Annotated in this window: 25 protein-coding genes and 1 tRNA gene; 12 read left to right on the top strand and 14 right to left on the bottom strand. The window is 71.3% G+C overall.

Going from position 1 to position 25,185, the window contains the following annotated elements; all coding sequences use genetic code 11:
- The first annotated feature begins 3 nt into the window (after nt 1-3).
- From acs to ACIGXE_RS12050, 4 genes are all read left to right on the top strand, one after another.
- On the top strand, nt 4-1,959 hold the full coding sequence (gene acs / locus ACIGXE_RS12065) for an acetate--CoA ligase (protein WP_399746108.1): 1,956 nt from the start codon (nt 4-6) through the stop codon (nt 1,957-1,959).
- A 253-nt stretch (nt 1,960-2,212) separates the two neighbouring features.
- Nucleotides 2,213-3,646, top strand: coding sequence for a Na+/H+ antiporter NhaA (gene nhaA, locus ACIGXE_RS12060; RefSeq protein WP_399746106.1), 1,434 nt, complete (start codon nt 2,213-2,215; stop codon nt 3,644-3,646).
- Between the two features lie 37 nt (nt 3,647-3,683).
- The gene (locus tag ACIGXE_RS12055; protein ID WP_399746104.1) at nt 3,684-4,178 is read left to right on the top strand and encodes a phage holin family protein; all 495 of its coding nucleotides are present in this window, start codon (nt 3,684-3,686) and stop codon (nt 4,176-4,178) included.
- A complete protein-coding gene (locus ACIGXE_RS12050) occupies nt 4,175-5,122 on the top strand; it encodes an alpha/beta fold hydrolase (protein ID WP_399746103.1) in 948 nt (315 codons plus the stop codon). Before ACIGXE_RS12055 ends, ACIGXE_RS12050 begins: the two co-directional genes overlap by 4 nt.
- 376 nt (nt 5,123-5,498) lie before the next feature.
- Here the strand turns inward: ACIGXE_RS12050 and ACIGXE_RS12045 are convergent, their stop codons facing one another.
- The 3 genes from ACIGXE_RS12045 to nth form a co-directional block, all read right to left on the bottom strand.
- Nucleotides 5,499-6,698 (bottom strand): MarP family serine protease, encoded by a 1,200-nt coding sequence (locus ACIGXE_RS12045; RefSeq protein ID WP_399746102.1) that lies wholly within the window; start codon nt 6,696-6,698, stop codon nt 5,499-5,501.
- Nucleotides 6,699-6,745: 47 nt separating this feature from the next.
- Nucleotides 6,746-7,444 carry an NUDIX hydrolase gene (locus ACIGXE_RS12040; protein WP_399746100.1) on the bottom strand — a complete coding sequence of 233 codons (699 nt, stop codon included), beginning with the start codon at nt 7,442-7,444 and terminating at the stop codon, nt 6,746-6,748.
- A gap of 170 nt (nt 7,445-7,614) precedes the next feature.
- The gene (gene nth / locus ACIGXE_RS12035; RefSeq protein WP_399746098.1) at nt 7,615-8,529 is read right to left on the bottom strand and encodes an endonuclease III; all 915 of its coding nucleotides are present in this window, start codon (nt 8,527-8,529) and stop codon (nt 7,615-7,617) included.
- A gap of 228 nt (nt 8,530-8,757) precedes the next feature.
- Between nth and ACIGXE_RS12030 the strand changes: the two genes are divergently transcribed.
- Nucleotides 8,758-9,432, top strand: coding sequence for a Crp/Fnr family transcriptional regulator (locus tag ACIGXE_RS12030; RefSeq protein ID WP_046910193.1), 675 nt, complete (start codon nt 8,758-8,760; stop codon nt 9,430-9,432).
- Between the two features lie 138 nt (nt 9,433-9,570).
- Here ACIGXE_RS12030 and ACIGXE_RS12025 read toward each other — a convergent pair whose 3' ends face one another.
- From ACIGXE_RS12025 to ACIGXE_RS12005, 5 genes are all read right to left on the bottom strand, one after another.
- The gene (locus ACIGXE_RS12025) at nt 9,571-10,455 is read right to left on the bottom strand and encodes an SPFH domain-containing protein (RefSeq protein WP_399746096.1); all 885 of its coding nucleotides are present in this window, start codon (nt 10,453-10,455) and stop codon (nt 9,571-9,573) included.
- Nucleotides 10,456-10,538: 83 nt separating this feature from the next.
- A complete protein-coding gene (locus ACIGXE_RS12020) occupies nt 10,539-11,369 on the bottom strand; it encodes an MBL fold metallo-hydrolase (protein WP_399746094.1) in 831 nt (276 codons plus the stop codon).
- On the bottom strand, nt 11,366-12,265 hold the full coding sequence (locus ACIGXE_RS12015; protein ID WP_399746092.1) for an NUDIX hydrolase: 900 nt from the start codon (nt 12,263-12,265) through the stop codon (nt 11,366-11,368). Before ACIGXE_RS12015 ends, ACIGXE_RS12020 begins: the two co-directional genes overlap by 4 nt.
- 170 nt (nt 12,266-12,435) lie before the next feature.
- Complete coding sequence (locus ACIGXE_RS12010) at nt 12,436-12,912, bottom strand: RidA family protein (protein ID WP_399746090.1); 477 nt, start codon at nt 12,910-12,912, stop codon at nt 12,436-12,438.
- The gene (locus ACIGXE_RS12005; protein WP_005314434.1) at nt 12,909-13,070 is read right to left on the bottom strand and encodes a DUF4177 domain-containing protein; all 162 of its coding nucleotides are present in this window, start codon (nt 13,068-13,070) and stop codon (nt 12,909-12,911) included. The genes ACIGXE_RS12010 and ACIGXE_RS12005 overlap by 4 nt, the downstream gene beginning before the upstream one ends.
- Before the next feature lie 114 nt (nt 13,071-13,184).
- Here ACIGXE_RS12005 and ACIGXE_RS12000 point away from each other — a divergent pair, with 114 nt between their 5' ends.
- Nucleotides 13,185-14,147: an ArsA family ATPase gene (locus ACIGXE_RS12000; RefSeq protein ID WP_399746088.1), complete on the top strand. Its 963-nt coding sequence runs from the start codon at nt 13,185-13,187 to the stop codon at nt 14,145-14,147.
- Complete coding sequence (locus ACIGXE_RS11995; RefSeq protein ID WP_399746086.1) at nt 14,144-15,469, top strand: ArsA family ATPase; 1,326 nt, start codon at nt 14,144-14,146, stop codon at nt 15,467-15,469. The genes ACIGXE_RS12000 and ACIGXE_RS11995 overlap by 4 nt, the downstream gene beginning before the upstream one ends.
- Before the next feature lie 80 nt (nt 15,470-15,549).
- Here ACIGXE_RS11995 and ACIGXE_RS11990 read toward each other — a convergent pair whose 3' ends face one another.
- Entirely contained in the window at nt 15,550-15,894 is a 345-nt protein-coding gene (locus ACIGXE_RS11990) for a WhiB family transcriptional regulator (RefSeq protein ID WP_046910200.1), read from the bottom strand.
- A 361-nt stretch (nt 15,895-16,255) separates the two neighbouring features.
- Here ACIGXE_RS11990 and ACIGXE_RS11985 point away from each other — a divergent pair, with 361 nt between their 5' ends.
- Nucleotides 16,256-18,484 (top strand): transglycosylase domain-containing protein, encoded by a 2,229-nt coding sequence (locus ACIGXE_RS11985; protein WP_399746084.1) that lies wholly within the window; start codon nt 16,256-16,258, stop codon nt 18,482-18,484.
- An 87-nt stretch (nt 18,485-18,571) separates the two neighbouring features.
- Here the strand turns inward: ACIGXE_RS11985 and ACIGXE_RS11980 are convergent, their stop codons facing one another.
- The gene (locus ACIGXE_RS11980) at nt 18,572-19,036 is read right to left on the bottom strand and encodes a GatB/YqeY domain-containing protein (RefSeq protein ID WP_399746082.1); all 465 of its coding nucleotides are present in this window, start codon (nt 19,034-19,036) and stop codon (nt 18,572-18,574) included.
- A 74-nt stretch (nt 19,037-19,110) separates the two neighbouring features.
- Here ACIGXE_RS11980 and ACIGXE_RS11975 point away from each other — a divergent pair, with 74 nt between their 5' ends.
- The 4 genes from ACIGXE_RS11975 to ACIGXE_RS11960 all read left to right on the top strand — a co-directional run bounded on the left by ACIGXE_RS11975 (nt 19,111) and on the right by ACIGXE_RS11960 (nt 21,705).
- Entirely contained in the window at nt 19,111-20,049 is a 939-nt protein-coding gene (locus ACIGXE_RS11975) for a metallophosphoesterase (RefSeq protein ID WP_399746080.1), read from the top strand.
- 26 nt (nt 20,050-20,075) lie between these two features.
- On the top strand, nt 20,076-20,807 hold the full coding sequence (locus tag ACIGXE_RS11970) for a Pr6Pr family membrane protein (RefSeq protein WP_399746079.1): 732 nt from the start codon (nt 20,076-20,078) through the stop codon (nt 20,805-20,807).
- Nucleotides 20,808-20,845: 38 nt separating this feature from the next.
- Nucleotides 20,846-20,919, top strand: a tRNA-Pro gene (locus tag ACIGXE_RS11965).
- A 432-nt stretch (nt 20,920-21,351) separates the two neighbouring features.
- Nucleotides 21,352-21,705, top strand: coding sequence for a hypothetical protein (locus ACIGXE_RS11960; protein ID WP_399746077.1), 354 nt, complete (start codon nt 21,352-21,354; stop codon nt 21,703-21,705).
- A 181-nt stretch (nt 21,706-21,886) separates the two neighbouring features.
- Here the strand turns inward: ACIGXE_RS11960 and ACIGXE_RS11955 are convergent, their stop codons facing one another.
- The 4 genes from ACIGXE_RS11955 to ACIGXE_RS11940 all read right to left on the bottom strand — a co-directional run bounded on the left by ACIGXE_RS11955 (nt 21,887) and on the right by ACIGXE_RS11940 (nt 25,170).
- Nucleotides 21,887-22,495: a hypothetical protein gene (locus tag ACIGXE_RS11955; RefSeq protein WP_399746075.1), complete on the bottom strand. Its 609-nt coding sequence runs from the start codon at nt 22,493-22,495 to the stop codon at nt 21,887-21,889.
- 16 nt (nt 22,496-22,511) lie between these two features.
- Nucleotides 22,512-23,492, bottom strand: a complete 981-nt coding sequence (locus ACIGXE_RS11950) for an aldo/keto reductase (RefSeq protein ID WP_399746073.1) — start codon at nt 23,490-23,492, stop codon at nt 22,512-22,514.
- A gap of 140 nt (nt 23,493-23,632) precedes the next feature.
- Nucleotides 23,633-24,697 carry a branched-chain amino acid aminotransferase gene (locus ACIGXE_RS11945; protein ID WP_399746071.1) on the bottom strand — a complete coding sequence of 355 codons (1,065 nt, stop codon included), beginning with the start codon at nt 24,695-24,697 and terminating at the stop codon, nt 23,633-23,635.
- Nucleotides 24,698-24,765: 68 nt separating this feature from the next.
- A complete protein-coding gene (locus ACIGXE_RS11940) occupies nt 24,766-25,170 on the bottom strand; it encodes a nuclear transport factor 2 family protein (RefSeq protein ID WP_399746069.1) in 405 nt (134 codons plus the stop codon).
- Nucleotides 25,171-25,185: the final 15 nt, after the last annotated feature.

The following is a 25,185-nucleotide window of genomic DNA, read 5'->3' as shown; positions in this document are numbered from 1 at the left end:
GTCGTGAGCAACGAATCCTTGGCCAATCTGCTCAAGGAAGAGCGCCGCTTCGCGCCGCCGGCCGAGCTGGCCGCGAACGCCAACGTGACGGCGGAGGCGTACGAGCAGGCCAAGGCGGACAGGCTGGCTTTCTGGGCCGAGCAGGCCAAGCGGCTCACCTGGGCCACCGAGCCGACCGAGACCCTGGACTGGTCGAACCCGCCGTTCGCCAAGTGGTTCGCCGACGGGCAGCTGAACGTCGCGTACAACTGCGTCGACCGGCACGTCGAGGCCGGCCACGGCGACCGGGTGGCCATCCACTTCGAGGGCGAGCCCGGCGACAGCCGCTCCCTCACCTACGCGGAGCTCAAGGACGAGGTGTCCCGGGCCGCCAACGCCCTGACCGAGCTGGGCGTCCGCAAGGGCGACCGGGTCGCCGTCTACCTGCCGATGATCCCCGAGGCCGCCGTCACGATGCTGGCCTGCGCCCGCATCGGCGCCGCCCACTCCGTGGTCTTCGGCGGCTTCTCGGCGGACGCCGTCGCCTCCCGGATCCAGGACGCCGACGCCAAGCTGGTCGTCACCGCCGACGGCGGCTACCGCCGCGGCAAGCCGTCCGCGCTCAAGCCGGCCATCGACGAGGCCGTGTCCCGCTGCCCGCAGGTCGAGCACGTCCTCGTGGTCCGCCGCACCGGTCAGGACACCGCCTTCACCGAGGGCCGCGACGTCTGGTGGGACGACATCGTCTCCCGCCAGTCCGCCGAGCACACCCCGGAGGCCTTCGACGCGGAGCACCCGCTCTTCATCCTCTACACCTCCGGCACCACCGGTAAGCCGAAGGGCATCCTGCACACCTCCGGCGGCTACCTCACCCAGGCCGCGTACACCCACCACGCCGTCTTCGACCTCAAGCCGGAGACCGACGTCTACTGGTGCACGGCCGACATCGGCTGGGTCACCGGCCACTCGTACATCGTGTACGGGCCGCTGGCCAACGGCGCGACCCAGGTCATGTACGAGGGCACCCCGGACACCCCGCACCAGGGCCGGTTCTGGGAGATCGTGCAGAAGTACGGCGTCACCATCCTCTACACGGCGCCGACCGCGATCCGCACCTTCATGAAGTGGGGCGACGACATCCCCGCCAAGTTCGACCTGTCGTCGCTGCGCGTCCTCGGCTCCGTCGGCGAGCCGATCAACCCCGAAGCCTGGGTCTGGTACCGCAAGCACATCGGCGCCGACAGGTGCCCCGTCGTGGACACCTGGTGGCAGACCGAGACGGGCGCGATGATGATCTCGCCGCTGCCCGGTGTCACCGAGACCAAGCCCGGCTCCGCGCAGCGCCCGCTGCCCGGCATCTCCGCCACCGTCGTCGACGACGAGGCGAACGAGGTCCCGAACGGCGGCGGGGGCTACCTGGTCCTCACCGAGCCGTGGCCGTCGATGCTCCGCACCATCTGGGGCGACGACCAGCGCTTCATCGACACCTACTGGTCCCGCTTCGAGGGCAAGTACTTCGCGGGCGACGGCGCCAAGAAGGACGACGACGGCGACATCTGGCTGCTCGGCCGGGTCGACGACGTCATGCTCGTCTCGGGCCACAACATCTCCACCACCGAGGTCGAGTCCGCGCTCGTCTCCCACCCGTCCGTCGCCGAGGCGGCCGTCGTCGGCGCCGCCGACGAGACCACCGGCCAGGCGATCGTCGCCTTCGTGATCCTGCGCGGCACGGCCAGCGAGGACGAGGGCCTCGTCGCCGAGCTGCGCAATCACGTCGGCGCGACGCTCGGCCCGATCGCCAAGCCGAAGCGGATCCTGCCGGTGGCCGAGCTGCCCAAGACCCGCTCCGGAAAGATCATGCGGCGGCTGCTGCGGGACGTCGCCGAGAACCGGGAGCTGGGCGACGTGACCACCCTGACGGACTCGTCGGTCATGGACCTCATCCAGACGAAGCTGCCGGCCGCGCCCAACGAGGACTGAGCCCCGGCACCGCGTGAAGGCGCCCGTCCCGGGACCCGGGGCGGGCGCCTTCGCGTGGGCCCCGCGGTTGTCCACAGGCCGTTGTCCACAGGGGGTGCTGGTGTCCGCCTATGCCCCTAAAGTGAAGATCACCGGACACCACCGAGCATTTAGGTAAAGTAAGTATCGCGTCGATGACGCGACAGGAAGACCTAGGTGCGCCGGGAAGTCTGGTCGGCATGTGTTCTGTGCTGCCCACCGACCGGAGGCTCTCGTGCCCGCGACCGCGCCCAAGCCCACCGCCACCGACCGAAGGTTCCTCGGTCGGCTCTCGTTGCCCGAGCGCCGGTACATCGCCGACGCCCTGCGCACCGAGACCGTCGGTGGCGTGCTGCTCCTGGTCGCCACCGTGGTCGCGCTCGTCTGGGCCAACACCCCCCTCAAGGACAGCTACGCCGCCGTCCAGGACTTCCACATCGGCCCGGCCGCACTCGGGCTCGACCTCTCGATCCAGCACTGGGCCGCCGACGGCCTGCTCGCGATCTTCTTCTTCGTCGCCGGCATCGAGCTCAAGCGCGAGCTCGTCGCGGGCGAGCTGCGCGACCCCAAGGCGGCAGCCCTGCCCGTCATCGCCGCGATATGCGGCATGGCCGCGCCGGCCCTCGTCTACACGCTGGTGAACACCATCGGCGACGGCAGCCTCGACGGCTGGGCCGTGCCCACCGCCACCGACATCGCCTTCGCGCTCGCCGTCCTCGCCGTGATCGGCACGTCCCTGCCCTCGGCGCTCCGGGCCTTCCTGCTCACCCTCGCCGTCGTCGACGACCTGTTCGCGATCCTGATCATCGCGGTCTTCTTCACCGGCGACCTCAACTTCGCGGCCCTCGGCGGGGCCTTCGCCGGCCTCGCCGTCTTCTGGCTGCTGCTGCGCAAGGGCGTCCGCGGCTGGTACGTGTACGTCCCGCTGGCCCTGGTCATCTGGGGCCTGATGTACAACAGCGGTGTCCACGCCACCATCGCCGGTGTCGCCATGGGCCTGATGCTGCGCTGCACCACCCGGGAAGTCCCCGGGCCGGACGGGCCGCAGCGGGAGGCGCAGTCCCCCGGAGAGCGCATCGAGCACCTGGTCCGCCCGATCTCCGCGGGTCTGGCCGTGCCGCTGTTCGCCCTGTTCTCGGCCGGCGTCACCGTCTCCGGCGGAGCCATCGGGGATGTCTTCACCCAGCCGGTCACGCTCGGCGTGGTGCTCGGACTCGTGGTCGGCAAGGCCGTCGGCATCTTCGGCGGGACCTGGCTCGCCGCCCGCTTCACCAGAGCGTCGCTCAACTCGGACCTGGCCTGGCCGGACGTCTTCGCCGTCGCCTCGCTCGCCGGCATCGGCTTCACCGTGTCGCTACTCATCGGCGAACTCGCCTTCGCGGGCGACGCGGCCCTCACCGACGAGGTGAAGGCCTCCGTCCTCGTCGGCTCGTTCATCGCCGCCCTCCTCGCCTCGCTGCTGCTGAAGCTGCGGGTCCGCAGATACCAGGCCCTGGTGGTCGAGGAGGAGCGCGACGAGGACGACGACGGCATCCCCGACGTCTACGAGGAGGACAACCCGGAGTACCACCTGAGGATGGCGGCGATCTACGAACGGAAGGCCGCCGAACACCGGCAGCGCGCCGAACTGGCGGGGGCATCGCGCGACGAGGCCGACCGTCCGGCATGATCTGAGGTCGGACCGTACAGGAGATGAGGGAGCAGCGATGAGCGACCCGTTCGACGGAAGCGAGCGCAGCCTCGGCCAGCTGGTCGCCTCGGCGACCGCCGAGATGTCCGCCCTGGTGCACGACGAGATCGCCTTGGCGAAGGCCGAGATCCGCCAGGACGTGAAGCGCGGTGCCATCGGCAGCGCCGCCGGCATCGCCGCCGGTGTGGTGCTGCTGTTCTCGCTGCCGATGCTGAGCTTCGCCCTGGCCTACGCCATCAACACCTGGACCGGCGGCCACAACGGCAACGGCGGCTGGAACATGGTCTGGTGCTTCCTGCTCTCCTTCGCGGCGAACGTGCTGATCGCCGGCCTGTTCGGCCTGCTCGCCTACACGAAGTTCCGCAAGCTGAAGAAGCCGGAGAAGTCCATCGCCTCCGCCAAGCAGACGGCGGCGATCATGCAGAACGTGAAGCCGCACCCGCGCCCGGCCGCCGACGCGGTGCCGCTCGCGCTGGACAAGGCCGCGTCTGTGGGACGCTCGTCTGCATGACCGTCCCTGAGAGCAGCAGCGCCAACGGCGCGAGCCCGATCCGCATCGACGGACCGTGGACCCACCGCGACGTGGCGGCCAACGGCGCCCGCTTCCACATCGCCGAGATGGGCGACGGGCCGCTGGTGCTGCTGCTGCACGGCTTCCCGCAGTTCTGGTGGACCTGGCGGCACCAGCTGCCCGCCCTCGCCGAGGCCGGCTTCCGGGCCGTGGCGATGGACCTGCGGGGCGTGGGCGGCAGCGACCGCACGCCGCGCGGTTACGACCCGGCCAACCTGGCGCTCGACATCACCGGCGTGGTCCGCTCGCTCGGCGAGCCGGACGCGGCGCTCGTCGGCCACGACCTGGGCGGCTATCTGGCGTGGACGGCGGCCGTGATGCGGCCCAAGCTGGTGCGCCGGCTGGTCGTCTCCTCGATGCCGCACCCGCGCCGCTGGCGCTCGGCGATGCTCTCCGACTTCGCCCAGTCGCGGGCCGGTTCGTACGTGTGGGGCTTCCAGCGTCCGTGGCTGCCGGAGCGTCAGCTCGTCGCGGACGAGGCGGCGCTGGTGGGCCGGCTGATCCAGGACTGGTCGGGGCCGCACCCCCGGTCCGCCGCCGACGACGAGGCCCTCGGCGTCTACCGGCGGGCCATGTGCATCCCGTCGACCGCGCACTGCTCGATCGAGCCGTACCGCTGGATGGTGCGCTCGCTGGCCCGGCCGGACGGAATCCAGTTCAACCGCCGTATGAAGCGGCCCGTGCGGGTGCCCACGCTGCATCTGCACGGCTCGCTGGACCCGGTGATGCGGACCCGCAGCGCGGCGGGCTCCGGGCAGTACGTGGAGGCCCCGTACCGCTGGCGCCTCTTCGACGGCCTGGGGCACTTCCCGCACGAGGAGGACCCGGCCGCGTTCACCGCGGAGCTCGTCAACTGGCTGAAGGACCCCGAGCCGGACCGCTGACCCCGGGCCGCCGCACGGGCGTGCGTCGAACTGCCATGTGCCTCGCGCATACGCCAATTGGCGGGCCCCCGGGAGGTTACCGACCTTGGGCCCCGGGCAGACGTCCGGGTATGGGCTGGACGCACGACTACGGTGACACGGCACACGACCGCCGCTCGATGGGCGGATCCGGATCCCCCGACCGGGGCAGCGCGCACGACCAGGGCCACCCGCACCCCGCGCGGGACATGGGGATCTCGCGGATCCTCCGCCGCCGGGCCCGCTGGGTCTCCGCCCGGTTGCGTCATACCCGTACATAGCCGCCGGCGGCACCTCCGCGACCACCACAGGGGCCGGTCCGGCCCCTGACGGCCGTACCGGGCCGCCGCGCCCTTCGCTAGAGCGCGCAGCCCTGGGTGTCGACCTGCTGGTTCGCGGTGCGGCCCTGGGTGATGTCCTCGCGGATCTCGTCGGCCGTCAGCGCGTAGCCCGTGTTGGCGTCGTCGAGGGAGCGGGCGAAGATCACGCCGTACACCTTGCCGTCCTCGGTGAGCAGCGGGCCGCCGGAGTTGCCCTGACGGACCGTCGCGTACAGCGAGTACACGTCCCTGCGCACCTCGCCGCGGTGGTAGATGTCGGGACCGTTGGCGGTGATGCGGCCGCGGACGCGTGCCGAGCGCACGTCGTACGCGCCGTTCTCCGGGAAGCCGGCCACGATCGCGTCGTCGCCGCTGCGGGCGTCCTCGTCGGTGAACCGGAGCGGCTCGGCGTGCATCTCGGGCACGTCGAGGACGGCGATGTCGCGCTTCCAGTCGTAGAGCACGACCTTGGCGTCGTAGAGCCTGCCCTCGCCGCCTATCTGCACGGTCGGCTCGTCGACCCCGCCGACGACGTGGGCGTTGGTCATGACGCGGCGGTCGGCGAAGACGAAGCCGGTGCCTTCGAGGACCTTGCCGCAGCTCGGGGCGGTGCCGACGACCTTCACGATGGAGTGCTGGGCGCGTTCGGCGACCGGGCTGCCGGCGAGCGCCGGGTCGGGCGGACGGACCTCGGTGATGGGCTCGTTGGCGAAGGGGCTGAAGACCTGCGGGAAGCCGTTCTGGGCGAGCGCCGAGGTGAAGTCGGCGAACCAGCTCGGCGCCTGATCCGGCATCACGCGGGAGACCCCGAGCAGCACCTTGGAGCTGCGGACCTCCTTGCCCAGGGTGGGCATCGCCGTGCCGGCCAGCGCGGAGCCGATCAGCCAGGCCACGAGCAGCATCGCCACCACGTTGACCAGGGCGCCGCCGGTGGCGTCCAGGGCGCGGGCGGGCGACCAGGTGATGTGGCGGCGCAGCTTGTTGCCGAGGTGGGTGGTGAAGGCCTGGCCGACGGAGGCGCAGATGATCACCACCATCACGAACACGACCGTCGCCGTGGTGGTGACCTGGCTGTGGTCGGTCAGCTGGTTCCAGATGACCGGCAGCAGGAGGACGGCGACGAGGCCGCCGCCGAGGAAACCGATCACGGAGAGGATGCCGACCACGAAGCCCTGGCGGTAACCGATGATCGCGAACCACACGGCGGCGAGCAGCAACAGGATGTCCAGCACGTTCACCGTCAATAGCCTCGCAGATTCGTCTCGGTCGCCCCGGGGTCAGCCTGTCATGACCGCCAGTCGAGCGGGACCTGCTTGGACCGGTCCCACGGGCGCTCCCAGCCCGCGTAGTGCAGGATCCGGTCGATCACTCCGGCCGTAAAACCCCAGACCAGGGCCGATTCGACCAGGAATGCGGGGCCTCGGTGGCCGCTCGGGTGGATCGAGGTCGCCCGGTTCCGGGGGTCCGTGAGATCCGCCACGGGCACGGTGAAGACGCGGGCGGTCTCCGCGGGGTCCACGACCCCGACGGGGCTGGGCTCGCGCCACCAGCCGAGCACGGGGGTGACGACGAAGCCGCTCACCGGGATGTAGAGCCGGGGCAGCACGCCGAAGAGCTGGACGCCGGCCGGGTCGAGCCCGGTCTCCTCCCGGGCCTCGCGCAGCGCGGCCCGCAGCAGCCCGCCCTCGGCCGGGTCGCCGTCCTCGGGGTCGAGGGCGCCGCCGGGGAAGGAGGGCTGGCCCGCGTGCGAGCGCAGGCTGCCGGAGCGCTCCATGAGCAGCAGCTCGGGGCCGCGCGGGCCCTCGCCGAAGAGGATGAGCACGGCGGACTGCCGGCCCGCGCCGTTCTTGGGCGGCAGGAAGCGGCTCAGCTGCTCGGGCGCGACCGTGCGGGCCGCCTGGTCGACCGGCGCCAGCCAGTCGGGCAGGCCTTCGCGGTCGAGCAGGCCGCCCGCTCCGTGGATCTCTTCACCAGTGCGCGTCATAGGCACCCCCGTGGTTCACAACGCGGTCGACGTAAGGGTTCGTTCCCCCGGCACGGCCCCCGGTCCCGTCCCCGCACCCGTCACCGGTTCCGTCACCGGTCCGGCGGCCGCGGGTCTCGGGCCTGCGGGAAGCGGAGCCGCCGGACCCGGGCCGTCCGCCCGGCGCGGGCTCACGCGTCCGCTCCCAGCGGGGGCGCCGGGCGGCCGGGGTAGTCCGGGGGCGGGTTGAGCCGCTGACCGGGGAAGCCGCCCTTCTCGTACTTCAGGAGCTTCTTCGCCTTCTCCGGGTCCGTCTCGCCCTCCCCGTACGCGGGGCACAGGTGCGTGATCGGGCAGGCGCCGCAGGCGGGCTTGCGGGCGTGGCACATCCGGCGGCCGTGGAAGATCACCCGGTGCGAGAGCATGGTCCAGTCGCTCTTCGGGAAGATCGCGGCGACCTCGGCCTCGATCTTGACCGGGTCGTCGGACTCGGTCCACTTCCAGCGCCGGGCGAGCCGCATGAAGTGGGTGTCGACGGTGATGCCGGGCACGCCGAAGGCGTTGCCCAGGACCACGAAGGCGGTCTTCCGGCCCACGCCGGGCAGCTTGACCAGGTCCTGCAGGCGGCCGGGGACCTCGCCGCCGAAGTCGTCCCGGAGGGCGGTCGCGAGGCCCATGATCGACTTGGTCTTGGCGCGGAAGAACCCGGTCGGCCGAATCAGCTCCTCGACATCCTCGGGGACGGCGGCGGCCAGGTCCTCGGGGGTCGGGTACTTCGCGAACAGCGCGGGGGTGGTCTGGTTGACCCGCAGGTCGGTGGTCTGGGCGGAGAGGACCGTGGCGACCAGGAGCTCGAAGGGATTGCGGAAGTCGAGCTCCGGATGGGCGTACGGATAGACCTCGGCCAGCTCGCGGTTGATCTTCCGGGCGCGGCGGACCATGGCCAGGTGCGACTCCGGCCTGGCCGCCTTCGGTGCCTGTGCCGTCTTCGCGGTCTTCTTCGCCTTGGTCCCCTTCGCAGCCGTCGCCGGCTTCTCCGAGGGCGCCGATTTCGCCCCGGAACGCTTCGACGGTGCGCGTTTCGTCGCTTTCGTCTGTTTCGACACGCCGTGTTCGCCCACAGCGGAATTACCTTCGTCCCGCACTCTTCCAGCCCCCTTGGCCTGTGCTCTCACCGGCGAGTTGGACACCCGGCCAGCCTAGGGGCCGCCACCGACATCCGCCCCGCGCGCACCGGATCGCGACCCAATCGGGCCCCTGACGTACGGAAAGGCCGTCCGGTGAGTCAAACTTGTTGTGATTGATCGCACTGAGGTCGACATAGGAGAGAACTCGTGGACGACGTTCTGCGACGCGCCCCGCTGTTCGCGGCGCTCGACGACGAGCAGGCCGCCGAGCTGCGCGCCTCGATGAGTGAGGCGACGCTCGCCCGAGGCGACGCGCTCTTCCACGAGGGCGACCCGGGTGACCGGCTCTACGTGGTCACCGAGGGCAAGGTGAAGCTGCACCGGACGTCGCCGGACGGCCGCGAGAACATGCTGGCGGTTCTCGGCCCCGGCGAGCTCATCGGTGAGCTGTCGCTCTTCGACCCGGGCCCGCGCACCGCCACGGCGACCGCGCTGACCGAGGTCAAGCTCCTCGGCCTCGGCCACGGCGACCTCCAGCCCTGGCTGAACGCGCGCCCCGAGGTGGCCAGCGCCCTGCTGCGCGCCGTCGCCCGCCGGCTGCGCAAGACCAACGACCAGATGTCCGACCTGGTCTTCTCCGACGTCCCGGGCCGTGTCGCCCGCGCGCTCCTCGACCTGTCGCGCCGCTTCGGCGTGCAGTCGGAGGAGGGCATCCACGTCGTCCACGACCTCACCCAGGAGGAGCTGGCCCAGCTCGTCGGCGCCTCCCGCGAGACGGTCAACAAGGCCCTGGCCGACTTCGCCCAGCGCGGCTGGCTGCGCCTGGAGGCGCGTGCCGTGATCCTGCTGGACGTGGAGCGCCTCGCGAAGCGCTCGCGGTAGACGTCCCGCGTCGGAACGTACGCACGCGTCGCAACGTACGGCGCGTACGTACGCGTCCCGCGTCAGCACGTACGCACGAGAAGGGGGCCGCCCGGTGTCGAACCGGGCGGCCCCCTTCCGCGTGCCGTGCCGCCGGGATCAGCGCTTGGTGCCGTCCACGATCAGCGGGTTCGAGCCGCCGCCCCCGCAGGGCACCGCGTAGACCGGGTTCTTCGCCGCGGCCTCCTTGTAGGCCTCGATGCACTGGTTCATGAGGACCTTGTCGGTCAGCGAGTCGTTGAGGATCTTGTTGGCGCGGGCGATGCCCTCGGCCTCGATCCGGCGCCGGTCGGACTCCGCCTTGGCGGTACGGGCGGCCTCGAGGGCCCGCTCGGTGGCCTGCTGCTGCTGGATCTTGCGGTCGATCTGGTCCTGCAGGGCCTGCGAGGGCTTCACATTGCGCAGGTTGACGGTGGTGACGTCGATGCCGCGCGGGGCGAGGCGCTCCTTGATGAGGCCGGCGATCTCCGCGTTGATCTTCTCGCGGTCGGAGGCGTAGCCCTGCTCGCTCGTGTAGCGGGCGAAGACGTTGCGGACGATCTCGCGGCTGTCCGGGTAGACCAGCCGCTGCTGGATGGCGTCCTCGCTGCCGGCCAGCTTGTACAGCTCGACGGCCTTGGACGGGTGGACCGCCCACTTCACGGTGACCTCGGCGTACATGACGCCGCCCTGCGAGGAGCGGACCTCGACCACGTCCTTGTCGGAGAGGTTGAGGTCCACGGGCCGCGTGGAGAAGGTCGTGACGTTGGTGAACGGCGACGTCAGGTGCATGCCGGAGGTCATCGGCGTGCCGACCTTGCCGAAGGCGACCGGGACGCCGACCTCGTAGGCACTGATCACGTACGTCATGCTCACGACCAGCGAGAACAGCGCGGCGATCACGGCGCCGAGCGCACCGAGCTTGAGACCGCCGCTGTCGTTCGCGCGGCCGATGAAGTAGAGCACCGCTGCCGCTATGACCAGCAGGATGGCGATGACGAACACGGGCTTCCCCCCAAGAGCTACGGCCAGATGTAAGCGGAGCGTAAGACACTTCGCGGCCGCTCCCGGTTGCGGGGTCGCCCTGGTCAGATCAGGCCGCGCTCCCTCAGGTACTCCAGCTGTGCCCGTACGGAGAGCTCGGCGGCCGGCCACAGCGAGCGGTCCACGTCCGCGTACACATGGGCCACCACCTCCGGAGCCGTCCGGTAGCCGTTCTCGACGGCCGTCTCCACCTGTGCCAGCCGGCTCGCGCGGTGCGCCAGGTAGAACTCCACGGCGCCCTGGGCGTCCTCCAGGACCGGCCCGTGCCCCGGCAGGACCGTGTGCACCCCGTCGTCCAGGGTGAGCGAGCGCAGCCGCCGCAGCGAGTCCAGGTAGTCGCCGAGGCGCCCGTCGGGGTGCGCCACGATCGTCGTGCCGCGCCCGAGGATCGTGTCCCCGGTCAGCACCGCCCGGTCGGCCGGGAGGTGGAAGGAGAGCGAGTCCGAGGTGTGCCCGGGCGTGGGGACGACCCGCAGTTCGAGCCCGCCGGTGGTGATCACGTCTCCCGCGGCCAGGCCCTCGTCACCGAGCCGCAGCGCGGGGTCGAGCGCCCGCACCGTGGTCCGGGTCAGTTCGGCGAACCGCGCCGCGCCCTCGGCGTGGTCCGGGTGCCCGTGGGTGAGCAGGGTCAGGCCGACGCGCTTGCCGAGCCTCTCGGCGGTCTCGACGACCCGCCGCAGATGGCCCTCGTCGAGCGGCCCGGGGTCGATGACGACGGCGAGGTCCGAGTCCGGCTCGGCGACGATCCAGGTGTTGGTGCCGTCCAGGGTCATCGCGGAGGGGTTGGGCGCGAGCATGTTGTACGCGCGCGTGGTGCCGGGCCCGGAGACCACGGCCCCGCGCGGCTGCCCCGGGAGGGCGGCGGCCTCGCTCATGACGCACCTCCGGCGGCCCCCGCGGACGGTTCCGTGGGGATGTGCTTGGTGAACTCGTCGTGCCCCGGCCAGCTCAGCACCAGCCGGTCGCCGTCGAGCCGGGCCTGCGCGAGGACCGGGGTCATGTCCTGGTCCGCCGACGCGGCCAGGGCCGCCTCGGCGCTTGCGTACCCCTGGATGGCGCGCAGGGTGGAGATCGTCGGCGGCATCATGGTGAACTCGCCCCGGTCGTAGCCGGCCGCGGCGTCCGCCGGGCGGATCCACACCGTGCGGTCGGCCTCGGTGGAGGCGTTCCGCGTGCGCTGGCCGACCGGCAGGGCCGCCACGAAGAACCAGGTGTCGTAGCGCCGCTGCTCGAACTCGGGCGTGATCCAGCGGGCCCACTCGCCGAGCAGGTCCGAGCGCAGCACGAGCCCGCGCCGGTCGAGGAAGTCGGCGAAGGACAGCTCGCGGGCGACCAGGGCCTCGCGGTCCTTCTCCCAGTCCTCGCCGGTCGTGTCGCCGACGACGGTGTCCTCGGTCTCGCCGGCGAGCAGGACGCCCGCCTCCTCGTACGTCTCGCGCACCGCCGCGCAGACCACGGCCTGGGCCTCGGCGGGGTCCGTGAGCCCGAGGCGGGCCGCCCACTCCTCGCGGGAGGGGCCCGCCCAGCGCACGGGGTGCTCGTCGCGCGGATCGACCCCGCCGCCGGGGTAGGCGTACGCGCCGCCCGCGAAGGCCATGGAGGCACGGCGGCGCAGCATGTGGACGAGGGGGCCGTCCGGGCCGTCCTTCAGGAGCAGCACGGTGGCGGCCCGCCGGGGTGTCGCGGGAACGAGCTCACCGGCGGCGAGGGCACGGATGCGATCGGGCCATTCCGGGGGGTACCACTGACCGTTCGACTGACCATTCGACATGGCCGGATGCTATGCGCAAGCATCGAAATGCACGAGAGCCGATTCCCTCCGGACGGGAGGAAACCGGCTCTACGGACGACGCGGGCGGCCTGCTTGAGCGGGCGGCCTGCGGGACGGGGCTCGGCCCTGCCCCGGGGCGGGGCTCAGGGCTGACCTCCGCGGGACGGGGCTCAGTCCTGGACGAGCTCCACCTGGACCTCGAGCTCGACCGGGGCGTCCAGCGGGAGGACCGTGACGCCGACGGCGCTGCGGGCGTGCACGCCCTTGTCGCCGAGGACGGCGCCGAGCAGCTCGCTGGCGCCGTTGATGACACCGGGCTGCCCGGTGAAGTCGGGGGCGGAGGCGACGAAGCCGACCACCTTCACGACCCGCTTGATCCGGTCCAGGTCACCGGCGACGGACTTCACGGCCGCGAGCGCGTTGAGCGCGCAGCGGGCGGCCAGGTCCTTGGCCTCCTCGGCCGTCACCTCGGCGCCGACCTTGCCGGTCACCGGAAGCTTGCCGTCCACCATCGGGAGCTGGCCCGAGGTGTAGACGTACACGCCGGACTGCACGGCCGGCTGGTACGCGGCGATCGGCGGGACGACCTCGGGCAGGGTCAGGCCCAGCTCGGCGATCTTCGCCTCGACGGCTCCGGCCCCGCTCACGAGGACTTCTCCCGCTTCAGGTAGGCCACGAGCTGCTCGGGGTTGTTCGGCCCGGGCACGACCTGGACGAGCTCCCAGCCGTCCTCGCCCCAGGTGTCAAGAATCTGCTTCGTCGCGTGCACCAGCAGCGGCACAGTCGCGTACTCCCACTTGGTCATGAGCCGACTGTAGCCGCTGTGGCGGAGCGCCCTGTTCCCGTAGGGGCTCAATCAGGGGCGCGTCCGGGGCGGCCCTCTGATTGGTCCGGGCCGCCAGTGGTTAGGCTCGAAGACGTGAGCAGGCTCCAGGTCGTCAGCGGCAAGGGCGGTACCGGTAAGACGACGGTCGCCGCCGCACTCGCGCTCGCCCTCGCGACCGAGGGCAAGCGCACCCTCCTGGTCGAGGTGGAGGGCAGACAAGGCATCGCGCAGCTCTTCGAGACGGAGGCGCTGCCGTACGAGGAGCGGAAGATCGCCGTCGCGCCGGGCGGCGGCGAGGTGTTCGCCCTGGCGATCGACGCCGAGCGCGCCCTCCTCGACTACCTCCAGATGTTCTACAAGCTGGGCAGCGCGGGCCGGGCCCTGAAGAAGCTCGGCGCCATCGACTTCGCGACGACGATAGCCCCGGGCGTCCGCGACGTGCTGCTGACCGGCAAGGCGTGCGAGGCGGTGCGCCGCCGCGAGAAGCAGGGCGGCTTCACCTACGACTACGTGGTGATGGACGCGCCGCCGACCGGCCGCATCACCCGCTTCCTCAACGTCAACGACGAGGTGGCCGGCCTGGCGAGGATCGGCCCGATACACAACCAGGCCCAGGCGATCATGCGCTTCCTGAAGTCCCCGGACACGGCGGTGCATTTCGTGACGCTCCTGGAGGAGATGCCGGTCCAGGAGACCGCCGACGGCATCGCCGAGCTGCGCGCGGCCGAACTCCCCGTGGGCCGCGCCATCGTGAACATGGTCCGGCCGCACGTCCTGGACGAGGCGGCGGTGCGGGCCGCGTCCGGTGCCCACCGGGACGCCGTCGCCGGGACGCTGGCGGCGGCCGGCATCAAGGGCGGCACGAAGCTGGTCGAGCCGCTGCTCGAACAGGCGGCGGAGCACGCCCAGCGGGTGGAGCTGGAGCGGGCCCAGCGGGAGGCGCTGAACGGCATCGGGGTGCCGACGTTCGAGCTGCCCTTCCTCGGGGACGGGGCGGACATCGCCGGGCTCTACCGGCTGGCGAAGGAGCTGCGGAGGCAAGGGGTGGGCGCGTGACGGAGAAGACGGCGGCCGGCGGCCTGGACACCGCGCCCGTCCTGGAGCTCGATCCGCTGATCGACGACCCGGCCACCCGCATCATCGTGTGCTGCGGCGCGGGCGGGGTCGGCAAGACGACGACCGCGGCGGCCCTGGGGGTGCGCGCGGCGGAGCGCGGGCGGCGGGTGGTGGTGCTCACCATCGACCCGGCGCGCCGGCTCGCCCAGTCGATGGGCATCGACTCGCTGGACAACGTGCCGCGGAAGGTGGACGGCATCAAGGGCAGCGACGGCGGTGAGCTGCACGCGATGATGCTCGACATGAAGCGGACCTTCGACGAGATCGTCGAGGCGCACGCGGACGCCGACCGGGCCCGGGCCATCCTGGAGAACCCCTTCTACCAGTCCCTGTCGGCCGGCTTCGCCGGCACGCAGGAGTACATGGCGATGGAGAAGCTGGGCCAGCTGCGGGCCAGGGACGAGTGGGACCTGATCGTGGTCGACACGCCCCCGTCCCGTTCGGCCCTGGACTTCCTGGACGCGCCGAAGCGGCTCGGCTCCTTCCTGGACGGGAAGTTCATCAAGCTGCTGATGGCGCCGGCCAAGGTGGGCGGCCGGGCCGGGATGAAGTTCCTGAACGTCGGCATGTCGATGATGACGGGGACCCTGGGCAAGCTGCTCGGGGGGCAGTTCCTGAAGGACGTGCAGACCTTCGTGGCGGCGATGGACACGATGTTCGGCGGCTTCCGGACCCGCGCGGACGCCACGTACAAGCTGCTCCAGGCCCCGGGCACGGCCTTCCTCGTGGTCGCCACGCCGGAGCGGGACGCGCTGCGCGAGGCGGCGTACTTCGTGGAGCGGCTGGCCGCGGAGGAGATGCCGCTGGCCGGTCTCGTCCTCAATCGCGTCCACGGCAGCGGCGCCGCCCGGCTGTCGGCCGAGCGGGCGCGGGCCGCCGCGGAAAATCTTGACGAGGGGCGCATTGTGGATCAGGGGGGCGGGAATGCTCCCGGGCGTGGCTCCCGGGCCACCTCTTCCGAGCAGTCAGACCCCACTGCGGACCCCACCGCAGACCTCGCCACCGCCGCCGCACGTTCCGAGTCCGAGGCTGCCCCCACAGCCGACGCGGACACGGATGTTCAGCAACTGACCGCAGGACTGCTCCGTCTCCATGCCGAGCGGATGCAGGTGCTCGCACGCGAACAGCGCACGCGCGATCGCTTCACCGCGCTCCACCCCGAGGTGGCGGTCGCCGAAGTGGCCGCCCTGCCCGGCGATGTGCACGACCTCGACGGGCTGCGGGCCATCGGTGACCGTCTGACGATCGGTCGTATGCCCTGACGGGCACGCCGACCGGTCCGCCGACGGGTACGGCGACAGGGCCAGCGACGGGTCCGGCGCCGTGGGACAGGCCCTCGGCCCTAGCCCACCGCCGCGTACGTCTCGTACGTCGCGTCGTCGTCCATCGCCACGGGCAGCAGGCCCGCTCCCCGCTCGTACTCGGTGCGCGCGGTCTCCAGGAGCCGGCGCCACGAGGTGACGGTCGGTCGGCGGCGCAGCAGGGCGCGTCGCTCGCGCTCCGTCATGCCGCCCCACACGCCGAATTCCACGCGGTTGTCGAGGGCGTCGGCGAGGCACTCGGTCCGCACCGGACACCCGGTGCACACCGCCTTCGCCCTGTTCTGCGCCGCACCCTGCACGAAAAGTTCATCCGGATCGGTAGTGCGGCAGGCCGCCTGCGCACTCCAGTCAGCTACCCAGCCCATACCGGCGCCGTCCTCTCCCGAATCGAGGCTCCCCCACGGCGGTAGCGGCATATTCACCGCTGCCAGTTGGGACGTTACGGAAGGTGGGGACAGCGCAACACCCCCTTCGGGCCCAATCTTGAATGGCCCGAACGGACTATGCGTGTGCGTGAGATCACCCAGGGGAGTGACCCCAGGACATCATGCCCATAACGGACATGAGCCGGATTCAGGCATGAAGTCACCGCGCTTCGGGTACGCGGAAATTCACGCCGACGTCACGCACGGGTCTTGATGCGAGACCCCACTGCTGTGACAGTTGGGAGCAGCTTAGGCCAAGGCATATACGTGTGTCCGGCGAATGAGAACGTAGGCTGCCCCCATGCCAAAGAAGCGCTCGGGCGGAGGTCTGACCGGGACCCAGCAGGCCGCCAAGTTCCTCGGTGTCAGTGTGCTCTCCGGAGCCGTGCTGGCGGGCATCGCCCTGCCCGCGGCCGGAGCGCTGGGGCTGGCCGCGAAGGGCACGGTCGAGGGGTTCGACGAAATCCCGTCCAACCTGAAGACACCGCCGCTGAGTCAGCGCACCACGATCCTCGACGCCGAGGGCGGCCACATCGCCACGGTGTACTCGCGCGACCGGAAGGTCGTGCCGATCGAGAAGATCTCGCCGTACATGCAGAAGGCGATCGTTGCGATCGAGGACTCGCGCTTCTACGAGCACGGCGCGATCGACCTCAAGGGCGTGCTGCGCGCCATCAACCGCAACGCGCAGTCGGGCGGGGTCGCGCAGGGCGCGTCGACCCTCACCCAGCAGTACGTGAAGAACGTCTTCGTCGAGGAGGCCGGCGACGACCCCGAGAAGGTCGCCCAGGCCACCCAGCAGACCATGGGCCGCAAGGTGCGCGAGCTGAAGTTCGCCATCCAGGTCGAGGAGGAGCTGGGCAAGAAGAAGATCCTGGAGAACTACCTCAACATCACGTTCTTCGGGCAGCAGGCGTACGGCATCGAGGCCGCCTCGCAGCGCTACTTCTCCAAGCACGCCGCCGACCTCAGCCTGCCCGAGGCCGCGATGATGGCCGGGCTCGTGCAGTCGCCGAGCCGCTACGACCCGGTCAACGACCTCCAGGAGGCGACCAAGCGCCGCAACGTCGTGCTCCAGCGCATGGCCGACGTCAAGGACATCAGCCAGGCGGAGGCCGACCAGGCGAAGGCCACCCCGGTCAAGCTCAAGGTGAAGGCGCCGAAGAACGGCTGCATCACCGCCGTGGACGGCGCCGGCTTCTTCTGCGACTACGTCCGCAAGACGATCCTCAACGACCCCGTCTTCGGCAAGACGGCCGAGGAGCGCCAGAAGCTGTGGAACCTGGGCGGTCTGACCATCCGGACCACGCTCGACCCGCGCGCCCAGGAAGCCGCCAACGAGGCCGCCGTCGCCAAGGTCGACAAGGACGACCCAGTCGCCGCCTCGGTGGTCCAGGTCCAGCCCGGCAGCGGCAAGATCCTGTCGATGGGCCAGTCCCGCCCGTACGGCCTCGACCAGAAGCTGCACCAGACGACGCTCAACCTCGCCGTCGGCAAGAAGATGGGCGGCACGACCTACGGCTTCCAGGTCGGCTCGACGTTCAAGCCGATCACGGCCGCGGCCGCCCTGGAGAAGGGCCTCAGCCCGGCACAGTCGTTCTCGACGCCGTGGAAGATCTCGGTGCCGATGAGCTCGTACAACACCTGCGCGGGCGGCCCCGCCGGCTCCGGCAGCTGGGACCTGCAGAACGAGATGCAGTCCGAGGCTGGCAGCTGGGACATGACCAGCGCCCTCGGCAAGTCCATCAACACCTACTTCGCGCAGCTGGAGCAGATGGCCGGTCTGTGCGAGACGGTGACGATGGCGCAGAAGATGGGCTACGAGCGGGAGCTCGGCAAGAAGCTGAGGGAGCTCCCCTCCATCACCCTCGGCGGCCAGGAGGCGACCCCGCTCGACATGGCCTCGGTGTACGCGACCTTCGCGAACCGCGGCATGTACTGCACGCCCATCGCCATCGAGTCGATCACGACGGCCAACGGCGAGAAGCTGAAGGTCCCGCAGACCGAGTGCTCGCGGGCGATGAGCGAGCGGACCGCCGACACCGTCAACCAGATGCTCAAGGGCGTCGTCGAGGACGGTACGGGTACCAAGGCCGGTCTGAGCGACCGCGACAACGCGGGCAAGACGGGTACGACCAACGACCGCAAGGACGCCTGGTTCGTCGGCTACACGCCGAACCTGTCCACGGCGGTGTGGGTCGGTGACGACGTCGGCGAGAAGAAGTCGATGTACGACATCACCATCGGCGGCCAGTACTACGACAAGGTCTGCGGTGGCTGCCTCCCCGGCCCGATCTGGCGGATCGCGATGACCGGTGCGCTCAACGCCGGCGAGACCCCCTCCTTCGTCCCGATCGCCGTGCCGCGTGGCGCGCAGCCCGCGGACAAGGACAAGGAGAAGAACAAGCGCCCCGAGGACAACAAGCCGGGCCCGGGCGCGACGCTGCCGGGCGGCATCGTGATCCCGCCGGACCTGATCGGCGGGACCACCGGCCGCGGCGGTGGTCATGGCGGCGGCAACGGGCGCTGATCCCGTCCGCGCCGCGGCCCTGGAACGACGCACATGAGAAGGCGCCCCACCCGGAGAACCGGGTGGGGCGCCTTCGGCGTACGAGGGTCAGCCCGCGAGCAGCTTCTTCACGGCGGCGGCGACGCGGCCGCCCTCCGCCTGCCCGGCCACCTTCGGGTTCACGATCTTCATGACGGCGCCCATCGCGCGCGGCCCCTCGGCGCCGGCGGCCTTCGCCTCCTCGACGGCGGCGGCCACGATGCCCTCCAGCTCCTCGTCGGAGAGCTGCTGGGGCAGGTACGCGTCGAGGACCCCGCCCTCGGCGAGCTCCCGCTCGGCCTGCTCGGCGCGACCGCCCTGGGCGAAGGCGTCCGCGGCCTCGCGGCGCTTCTTCGCCTCCTTGGCGATCACCTTCTGCACCTCGTCGTCGGAGAGATCGCGCTTGGTCTTGCCCGCGACCTCCTCCTTGGTGATCGCGGCGAGGGTCATCCGCAGAGTCGAGGAGCGCAGCTCGTCGCGGCCCTTGATCGCGGCGTTGAGGTCGTCCTGAAGCTTGGCCTTGAGCGTGGTCATGGGCTCAAGTGTGTCAGGTGACAGGGGCGTACCGCCCGCGCATTTCCGCCCGTCGGGTCTGCGACGATAGGGGGATGCGCGCACGGTACGGGATCCCCCTGAAGATCACGGCAGGTCTCACGGCGACGGCCGCGGCCGGTCTCGTCTACGCGGCGGGCTTCGAGGCCCGCTCGTTCCGACTGCGCCGGGTGACCGTCCCGGTGCTCCCACGGGGCATGCGTGACCTGCGGGTCCTCCAGGTCTCCGACATCCACATGGTGTGCGGCCAGCGCAAGAAGCGCGCCTGGCTCCAGTCCCTCGCGGGGCTGCGTCCCGACTTCGTCGTCAACACCGGCGACAACCTCTCCGACACGCAGGCCGTGCCCGAGGTGCTCGACGCGCTCGGGCCGCTGATGGAGTTCCCGGGCGTGTACGTCTTCGGCTCCAACGACTACTACGGGCCGCGACTGCGCAACCCCGCCCTCTATCTGAAGGAGAAGATGCAGGGCCGGCACGGTCTGAACGGCAACCCGCCGGTGGTCGGCGCCGTCCACAACCCGTGGGAGGGGCTGCGGGACGCCTTCGACGCGGCGGGCTGGCTGAACCTCACGAACACCCGCGGCCGGCTGAAGCTGCCCGACCTGGAGCTCGGCTTCACCGGGATCGACGACCCGCACATCAAGCGGGACCGGTACGAGCGGGTCGCGGGCGGCCCCGACCCGGACGCCGACTTCACGGTGGGCGTGGTGCACGCGCCGTACCTGCGGGCGCTGGACGCCTTCACGGCGGACGGCTACGAGCTGCTCCTGGCCGGGCACACCCACGGCGGGCAGCTCTGCGTCCCCTTCTACGGCGCCCTGGTCACCAACTGCGACCTGGACACCGACCGGGTGAAGGGCCTCTCCACCCACACGGTGGCCGGCCGCACCTCGTACCTGCACGTCTCCGCGGGCTGCGGCACCAACCGCTACACCCCGGTCCGCTTCGCCTGCCCGCCCGAGGCGACACTCCTGACGCTGACCGCCCGCGACTGAGCGGGGGCGGCGCATACGGTGAGCCCATGCCGTATCGCCCCGCACCGACCGGGACCACCGCACCCACCGGGACCACCGCGCCCGCCGTGACCGCCCTCTTCCGCGGCCTGATCGCCCTGGCCGCGGTGACGGGCATCATGATCGAGTGCGTCGAGGGCAGCCCCCTGGTGGTCTTCAGCTTCTTCACGATCTGGTCGAACACCGCCGTCGCCGTCGTCCTCGGCCTGGGCGCCGTCCGCGCCGGGACCCGGCGCCCGCCGCTGCCCGCGCTGTGGACCGGCGGGGTGCTGCTGTGCATCACGGTGGTCGGGCTGGTCTTCCACCTGGTCCTGGACAACGAGGCGAGCGAGTTCAACGAGGCCGCCGCGATCGCCCGCCTCACCGGCGCCCGGGCCGTCGCCAACCAGCTCCTCCACACCGTCACGCCGATCGGCGTGGTCCTCGACTGGCTCCTGCTCACCCGGCCCGGCACCTTCCGGTGGCGCCACGCCGCCCAGTGGCTCGCCGCCCCCGGCACCTACCTGGTCTTCGCCCTCGTCCGCGGCGCCCTGGTCTCCCCCGACACGCCGACCCGCTACACGTACCCCTTCCTCGACGTCACCGCCCACGGCTACCCCGGCGTCCTCACCAACGCCCTCGTCCTCGGCCTGGCCTTCTACGCCCTCGGTCTCGCCCTGGTCACCGCGGACCGCTTCCGACCTGCGGTGGCGCCCCGCGAAAACCGGATTTCGTCTCTGGGCGCGGGTGGGCTAAAGTAATCGATGTCGCCGCGACGTGAAGAACAGAGCAGCGACATCGGGGTGTAGCGCAGCTTGGCAGCGCGCTTCGTTCGGGACGAAGAGGTCGTGGGTTCAAATCCCGCCACCCCGACAGCCGAAGTAGCAGGTGAGGCCGGTACTGATCTCAGTACCGGCCTCACCTGTTTCTGTCTGCGTGTCCATCTGCGTGACGCCCGCTCCCCGCGTGTCCACAGCCGCCGCGGTCGGCGCGGCCGCCGCGGTCGGCGCCGAGGATCCCGTCCATGACCACACCGGTCTGGATCACGGGCCGGACATGCAGGCCCACGGGCATGAGTCGAGTCCCAACGGCCACCGATGCCCCGGGTCACCGACATGCCTCCGGCGGGGCCGCTCCGGCTCCGGGACGGCGGGGGCACCGTACGCGGGTGCCGGCCGGTGGGGGATGACGGTGGGGAACTCCCCCCCGCCTGCCATCGGCCCAGGACAAGCCGAGCGGTCCACACGTGGCCGCTTCGCCGACCTGCGCAGCTTGGCCGACGGATGACCTGGGACCATGCCTGTCGTGGACGAAGCGTTGAAGACCCTGGAACACGAGTTCCGTAGCGAGCCGGGAAGCTTCCTTCTCCAGCTGCGAACCGACCTTGTTTGGGACCGAGGCGCCTTCTCTCGCCTTGAGCGGGCCATGCGCACCGTCTGTCAGGGCATGGAAGCCGCGGAGGAGTTTCCTCGCTGGCTGGCGGAAGGCTATTACCACGTGGCCATCGAAGTACCTGCCTGGACCAGCCACCCGAACTTCCCACGGCCAGAGCCCAGCGACTACTACGTTGCGTGTATAGAACGGCTGTCAGACCTCGCCGATTGGTTCTTCCGTGGATGGCACGCCTACCTAGAGCCACACACTTGGACAGAGCTGTAGGAGCTCGCGTGGATGAACAGCCAGTCACGCCGGACTACGCCGACCGGTTGAACGCGGCGCGGCAACGTTTGCTCGATGCCATGGGCGGCGAAGCAGCAGAGCAGGACCCGTCAAGGCCGCCGTCCGACGATTCAGCGCAGGTGAGACGCATAGCAGCCCAAGGAAGCAGCCCTGACCCGGTTCAGTCGCGGTATTTGAGGGTGAGCTCCGGGCATTCCGGGGCGTCCGGGTGGGGTGGTGGGGCCCAGGCCGCGAGGAAGTCCGTGGGGGGCGGGGTGGGTGCGGGCGTGGGGTCCGGGGTCTCCAGGTAGCAGATCATGTTCACCGGGTAGCCGGTGTGCGCGAACATGTAGCGGTCCATGGGGGTCGGGCGCTGGCTGATGCGGAGGCCGCGTTCGGCGGGTGGGCCGATGTGGTGCCAGTCCGGGTGCAGGTGGATCGAGCCGAGGACCTCCAGGCCGTCGCGGTCGGCGGCGCGGTGGATGCGCAGCAGGTCGCGGGAGGAGCACCAGAAGCCGCGGCGGCGGTTCGCGTAGGCCGCGCCGAAGCACGGGACGACCGACGCGGCGAACTCCGCCTCGGCCGTGCGGTCGACGGCCCGGACGTTCTCGGCGTGCTCGATGCGCAGGACCTCCGCCGCGTCCTCGTCGAGGGTGCCGACGAGGACGGCGAAACAGCCCGGTGGGGCCTCGGGGGTGCAGTCGCGGTACTCCTGCCGGGCGGCCGCCAGGAAGGGGGCCAGCAGGTCACGGCCGATCACCACGGCCGGGGGTACGGGGATCGCGGTCACGGGTGCTCCTCGGTTCCTAGGGTCGGAAGGCCCCTACGTACAGCGGCTCGGGGATGCGGGAGGCGGTGTCCAGGAAGGCGACTTCGGCGTCCTCCAGGGCCAGGTCCGTGCCGGCCAGGAGCTCCTCCAGCTGGTCGGGGGTGCGGGCGCTGGCGAGGGCCGCGGCGACGGTGGGCCGGCCCGCGAGCCAGGCCAGCGCGAGGGCCGCGGGGGTCGTCCCGCGGGCCGCCGCCAGTTCGTCGAGCGCGAAGAGGACCGCCCGGCCCGCCGCCGTGCGCCCCGGTGCCGAGGCGGCCTCGGCCCGGGCGCTGCGTACCGTGCGGCCGCGGCGGTACTTGCCGGTGAGGAAGCCCTGTTCCAGGGCGAAGTACGGGATGACCGGAAGTCCGGCGGCCAGGCACACGGGCCGCAGGTCCCGCTCGAACTCGGCGCGGCGCACCAGGTTGTACGGGGTCTGCAGGGCGCTGTAGCAGGGCAGTCCCGCGTGGTCGGCGACCGTGAGGGCCTCCGCCAGGCGGGGGGCGCTGATGTTGGAGACGGCGATGTGCCGGACCAGGCCCTCGCGGCGCAGGTCGTCGAGGGCGCCGAGGGTCTCCGCGAACGGGACGGACGGGTCGTCGATGTGGGCGTAGTAGAGGTCGATGTGGTCGGTGCGCAGCCGGCGCAGGGACTCCTCGGCGGCGCGCCGGATGTTCGCCGCCCCGAGGCCGGGGTTCCGTGGCGAACGGCCCACCTTGGTGGCGACGACCATGCGGTCGCGGTTCCCGCGCGAGGCGAGCCACGCGCCGATGACCCGCTCCGACTCGCCGCCGTCGTTGCCGGGGGCCCATTGGCTGTACGAGTCGGCCGTGTCCAGGAAGTTGCCGCCGGCGTCGGCGTAGGCGTCCAGGACCCGGTGGGAGGTGCTCGTGTCGGCGGTCCAGCCGAAGACACTGCCGCCGAGGCAGAGCGGGTGGACGTCGAGTGCGGTTCCCTGCAGGCGTCGTCGTCGCGTCATGCGGCGACCGTAGGGGCGGGCGGACGGTGCCGACCGGCAGGAAGCGGCGGCATTTCCGGGGCAGTTGGCGTCGGACCGCTGCACGGCGTGGCCCTCCCGGCGGGGGCGGTCCGTCCCCGCCGGGACGGACCGCCCGCCCGTCACACGAGGTGCAGCCAGCCGTCCGGGTCGGCCAGTTCGCCGTGGTGCAGGTCGACCAGGGCCTGGCGGATGCGCAGGGTGACCGGGCCGGGCCGGCCGTCGCCGATGGTCCAGTCGCCGCCCTTCGGGTCGCGCACGTGGCCGACCGGGGTCACCACGGCGGCGGTTCCGCACGCGAAGACCTCCGTGATGGTGCCGTCGAGGCTCTCCTCGCGCCACTGGTCGACGGTGATGCGCTCCGTGGAGGCGGTGTGGCCGAGGCGCTCGGCGAGGGTGAGCAGGGTGTTGCGGGTGACGCCGGGGAGGAGCGTGCCGGTGAGTTCCGGGGTGACGATGTGCGCGTCGGCCCCGCTGCCGCGCACGAGGAACATGTTCATGCCGCCCATCTCCTCGACGTAGCGGCGCTCGATGGCGTCCAGCCAGACGGCCTGCTGGCAGCCGGCTGCCTCGGCCTGCCGCTGGGCGAGGAAGGACGGGGCGTAGTTGCCGGCGATCTTCACGTCGCCGGTGCCGCCGGGGAAGGCGCGGACGTAGTCGTGGCTGATGAAGACGGACACCGACTCGACGTTCTCGCCGAAGAAGCCGCCGGCCACGAAGGCCATGAGCAGGAAGCGGTAGGTGCGGGACGGGCGCAGCATGAGCGTGGTGTCCGTGGCGAACATGAAGGGACGCAGGTAGATGCTGTGCGTGGGGTCGTCGGAGAGGTGGACCTCGTCGACGGCGATGAGACGCTCGACGGCCTCGACGAAGGTGTCCTCGGGCAGTTCGGGCATGGCGAGCCGGCGGGCCGAGCGCTGGAAGCGGCGGGCGTGGTCCCGCGGGCGGAAGACGCCCATCCGGCCGTCCGTGCGGCGGTGGGCCTTGAGCCCCTCGAAGGTGACCTGGCCGTAGTGCAGGCCGATCATCCCGGGGTGGATGACGAGGTCGGACAGCGGCATGAGCTCGGGGCTGGTCCAGCCGCCCTCCTCGGACCACTCCATGCTGATCATGTGGGCGGTGAAGGACTCGCCGTGCCCGGGGTTCCGGACGACCTGGCTGAGCGGCGGTTCGACGACGGAGGTCATGGTGGTGGCTCCTCGGTGAGTTCGGGTGGAGGTTCGGTGGGGTGCGGGCCGGTCCGGGTGGCGGCCGGTCAGACGAGCGGGGCGAAGAAGTAGGTGTCGCGGCGCACGAAGCGGCCGTCGGAGCCGAGGCCGAAGTAGTCCGCGAAGCGCAGGTCCACCGGGGCGCCGCTGTGCAGGACGCCGTGGAACTCGCCGAACACGGCGACGTCGTCGCCCTGTTCGACGATCCGGTCGAGGACGTGGCCGCCCTCGCGGATGGTGCGCAGCTCCGTGTAGAAGCGCAGGAGTCCGGCCGGGCCGATGAAGGGTTCGTAGCCGGGGCGGGTGTAGACGGCGCCGGGCGCGAAGAGTTGGGACATGGCGAGCGCGTCGCCGCTGTCGACCCGCTCGTAGAAGCGGATCACCTGCCGGACGCCGTGGCTGGTGTCGTGCTGTCCGCGGGCGCCGGTGGGCCGGGATGCGGCGGTGGTCATGGGCGTGCCTCCTTG

The sequence above is a fragment of the Streptomyces sp. NPDC053431 genome, assembly GCF_044544925.1.
GTDB lineage: Bacteria > Actinomycetota > Actinomycetes > Streptomycetales > Streptomycetaceae > Streptomyces.
This window is presented reverse-complemented; position numbering and strand designations above follow the sequence as displayed.

What these genes read in the sequence shown, in the direction of transcription:
- ACIGXE_RS11985 (WP_399746084.1), top strand. Translation starts at nt 16,256, where the DNA reads ATGCCAAAGAAGCGCTCGGGCGGAGGTCTGACCGGGACCCAGCAGGCC.
- ACIGXE_RS12020 (WP_399746094.1), bottom strand. Translation starts at nt 11,369, where the DNA reads ATGAGCGAGGCCGCCGCCCTCCCGGGGCAGCCGCGCGGGGCCGTGGTC.
- ACIGXE_RS11980 (WP_399746082.1), bottom strand. Translation starts at nt 19,036, where the DNA reads ATGACCACGCTCAAGGCCAAGCTTCAGGACGACCTCAACGCCGCGATC.
- ACIGXE_RS11940 (WP_399746069.1), bottom strand. Translation starts at nt 25,170, where the DNA reads ATGACCACCGCCGCATCCCGGCCCACCGGCGCCCGCGGACAGCACGAC.
- ACIGXE_RS12055 (WP_399746104.1), top strand. Translation starts at nt 3,684, where the DNA reads ATGAGCGACCCGTTCGACGGAAGCGAGCGCAGCCTCGGCCAGCTGGTC.
- ACIGXE_RS11970 (WP_399746079.1), top strand. Translation starts at nt 20,076, where the DNA reads ATGCCGTATCGCCCCGCACCGACCGGGACCACCGCACCCACCGGGACC.
- ACIGXE_RS11950 (WP_399746073.1), bottom strand. Translation starts at nt 23,492, where the DNA reads ATGACGCGACGACGACGCCTGCAGGGAACCGCACTCGACGTCCACCCG.
- ACIGXE_RS11945 (WP_399746071.1), bottom strand. Translation starts at nt 24,697, where the DNA reads ATGACCTCCGTCGTCGAACCGCCGCTCAGCCAGGTCGTCCGGAACCCC.
- ACIGXE_RS12050 (WP_399746103.1), top strand. Translation starts at nt 4,175, where the DNA reads ATGACCGTCCCTGAGAGCAGCAGCGCCAACGGCGCGAGCCCGATCCGC.
- ACIGXE_RS11975 (WP_399746080.1), top strand. Translation starts at nt 19,111, where the DNA reads ATGCGCGCACGGTACGGGATCCCCCTGAAGATCACGGCAGGTCTCACG.
- ACIGXE_RS11990 (WP_046910200.1), bottom strand. Translation starts at nt 15,894, where the DNA reads ATGGGCTGGGTAGCTGACTGGAGTGCGCAGGCGGCCTGCCGCACTACC.
- ACIGXE_RS12005 (WP_005314434.1), bottom strand. Translation starts at nt 13,070, where the DNA reads ATGACCAAGTGGGAGTACGCGACTGTGCCGCTGCTGGTGCACGCGACG.
- ACIGXE_RS12040 (WP_399746100.1), bottom strand. Translation starts at nt 7,444, where the DNA reads ATGACGCGCACTGGTGAAGAGATCCACGGAGCGGGCGGCCTGCTCGAC.
- ACIGXE_RS12015 (WP_399746092.1), bottom strand. Translation starts at nt 12,265, where the DNA reads ATGTCGAATGGTCAGTCGAACGGTCAGTGGTACCCCCCGGAATGGCCC.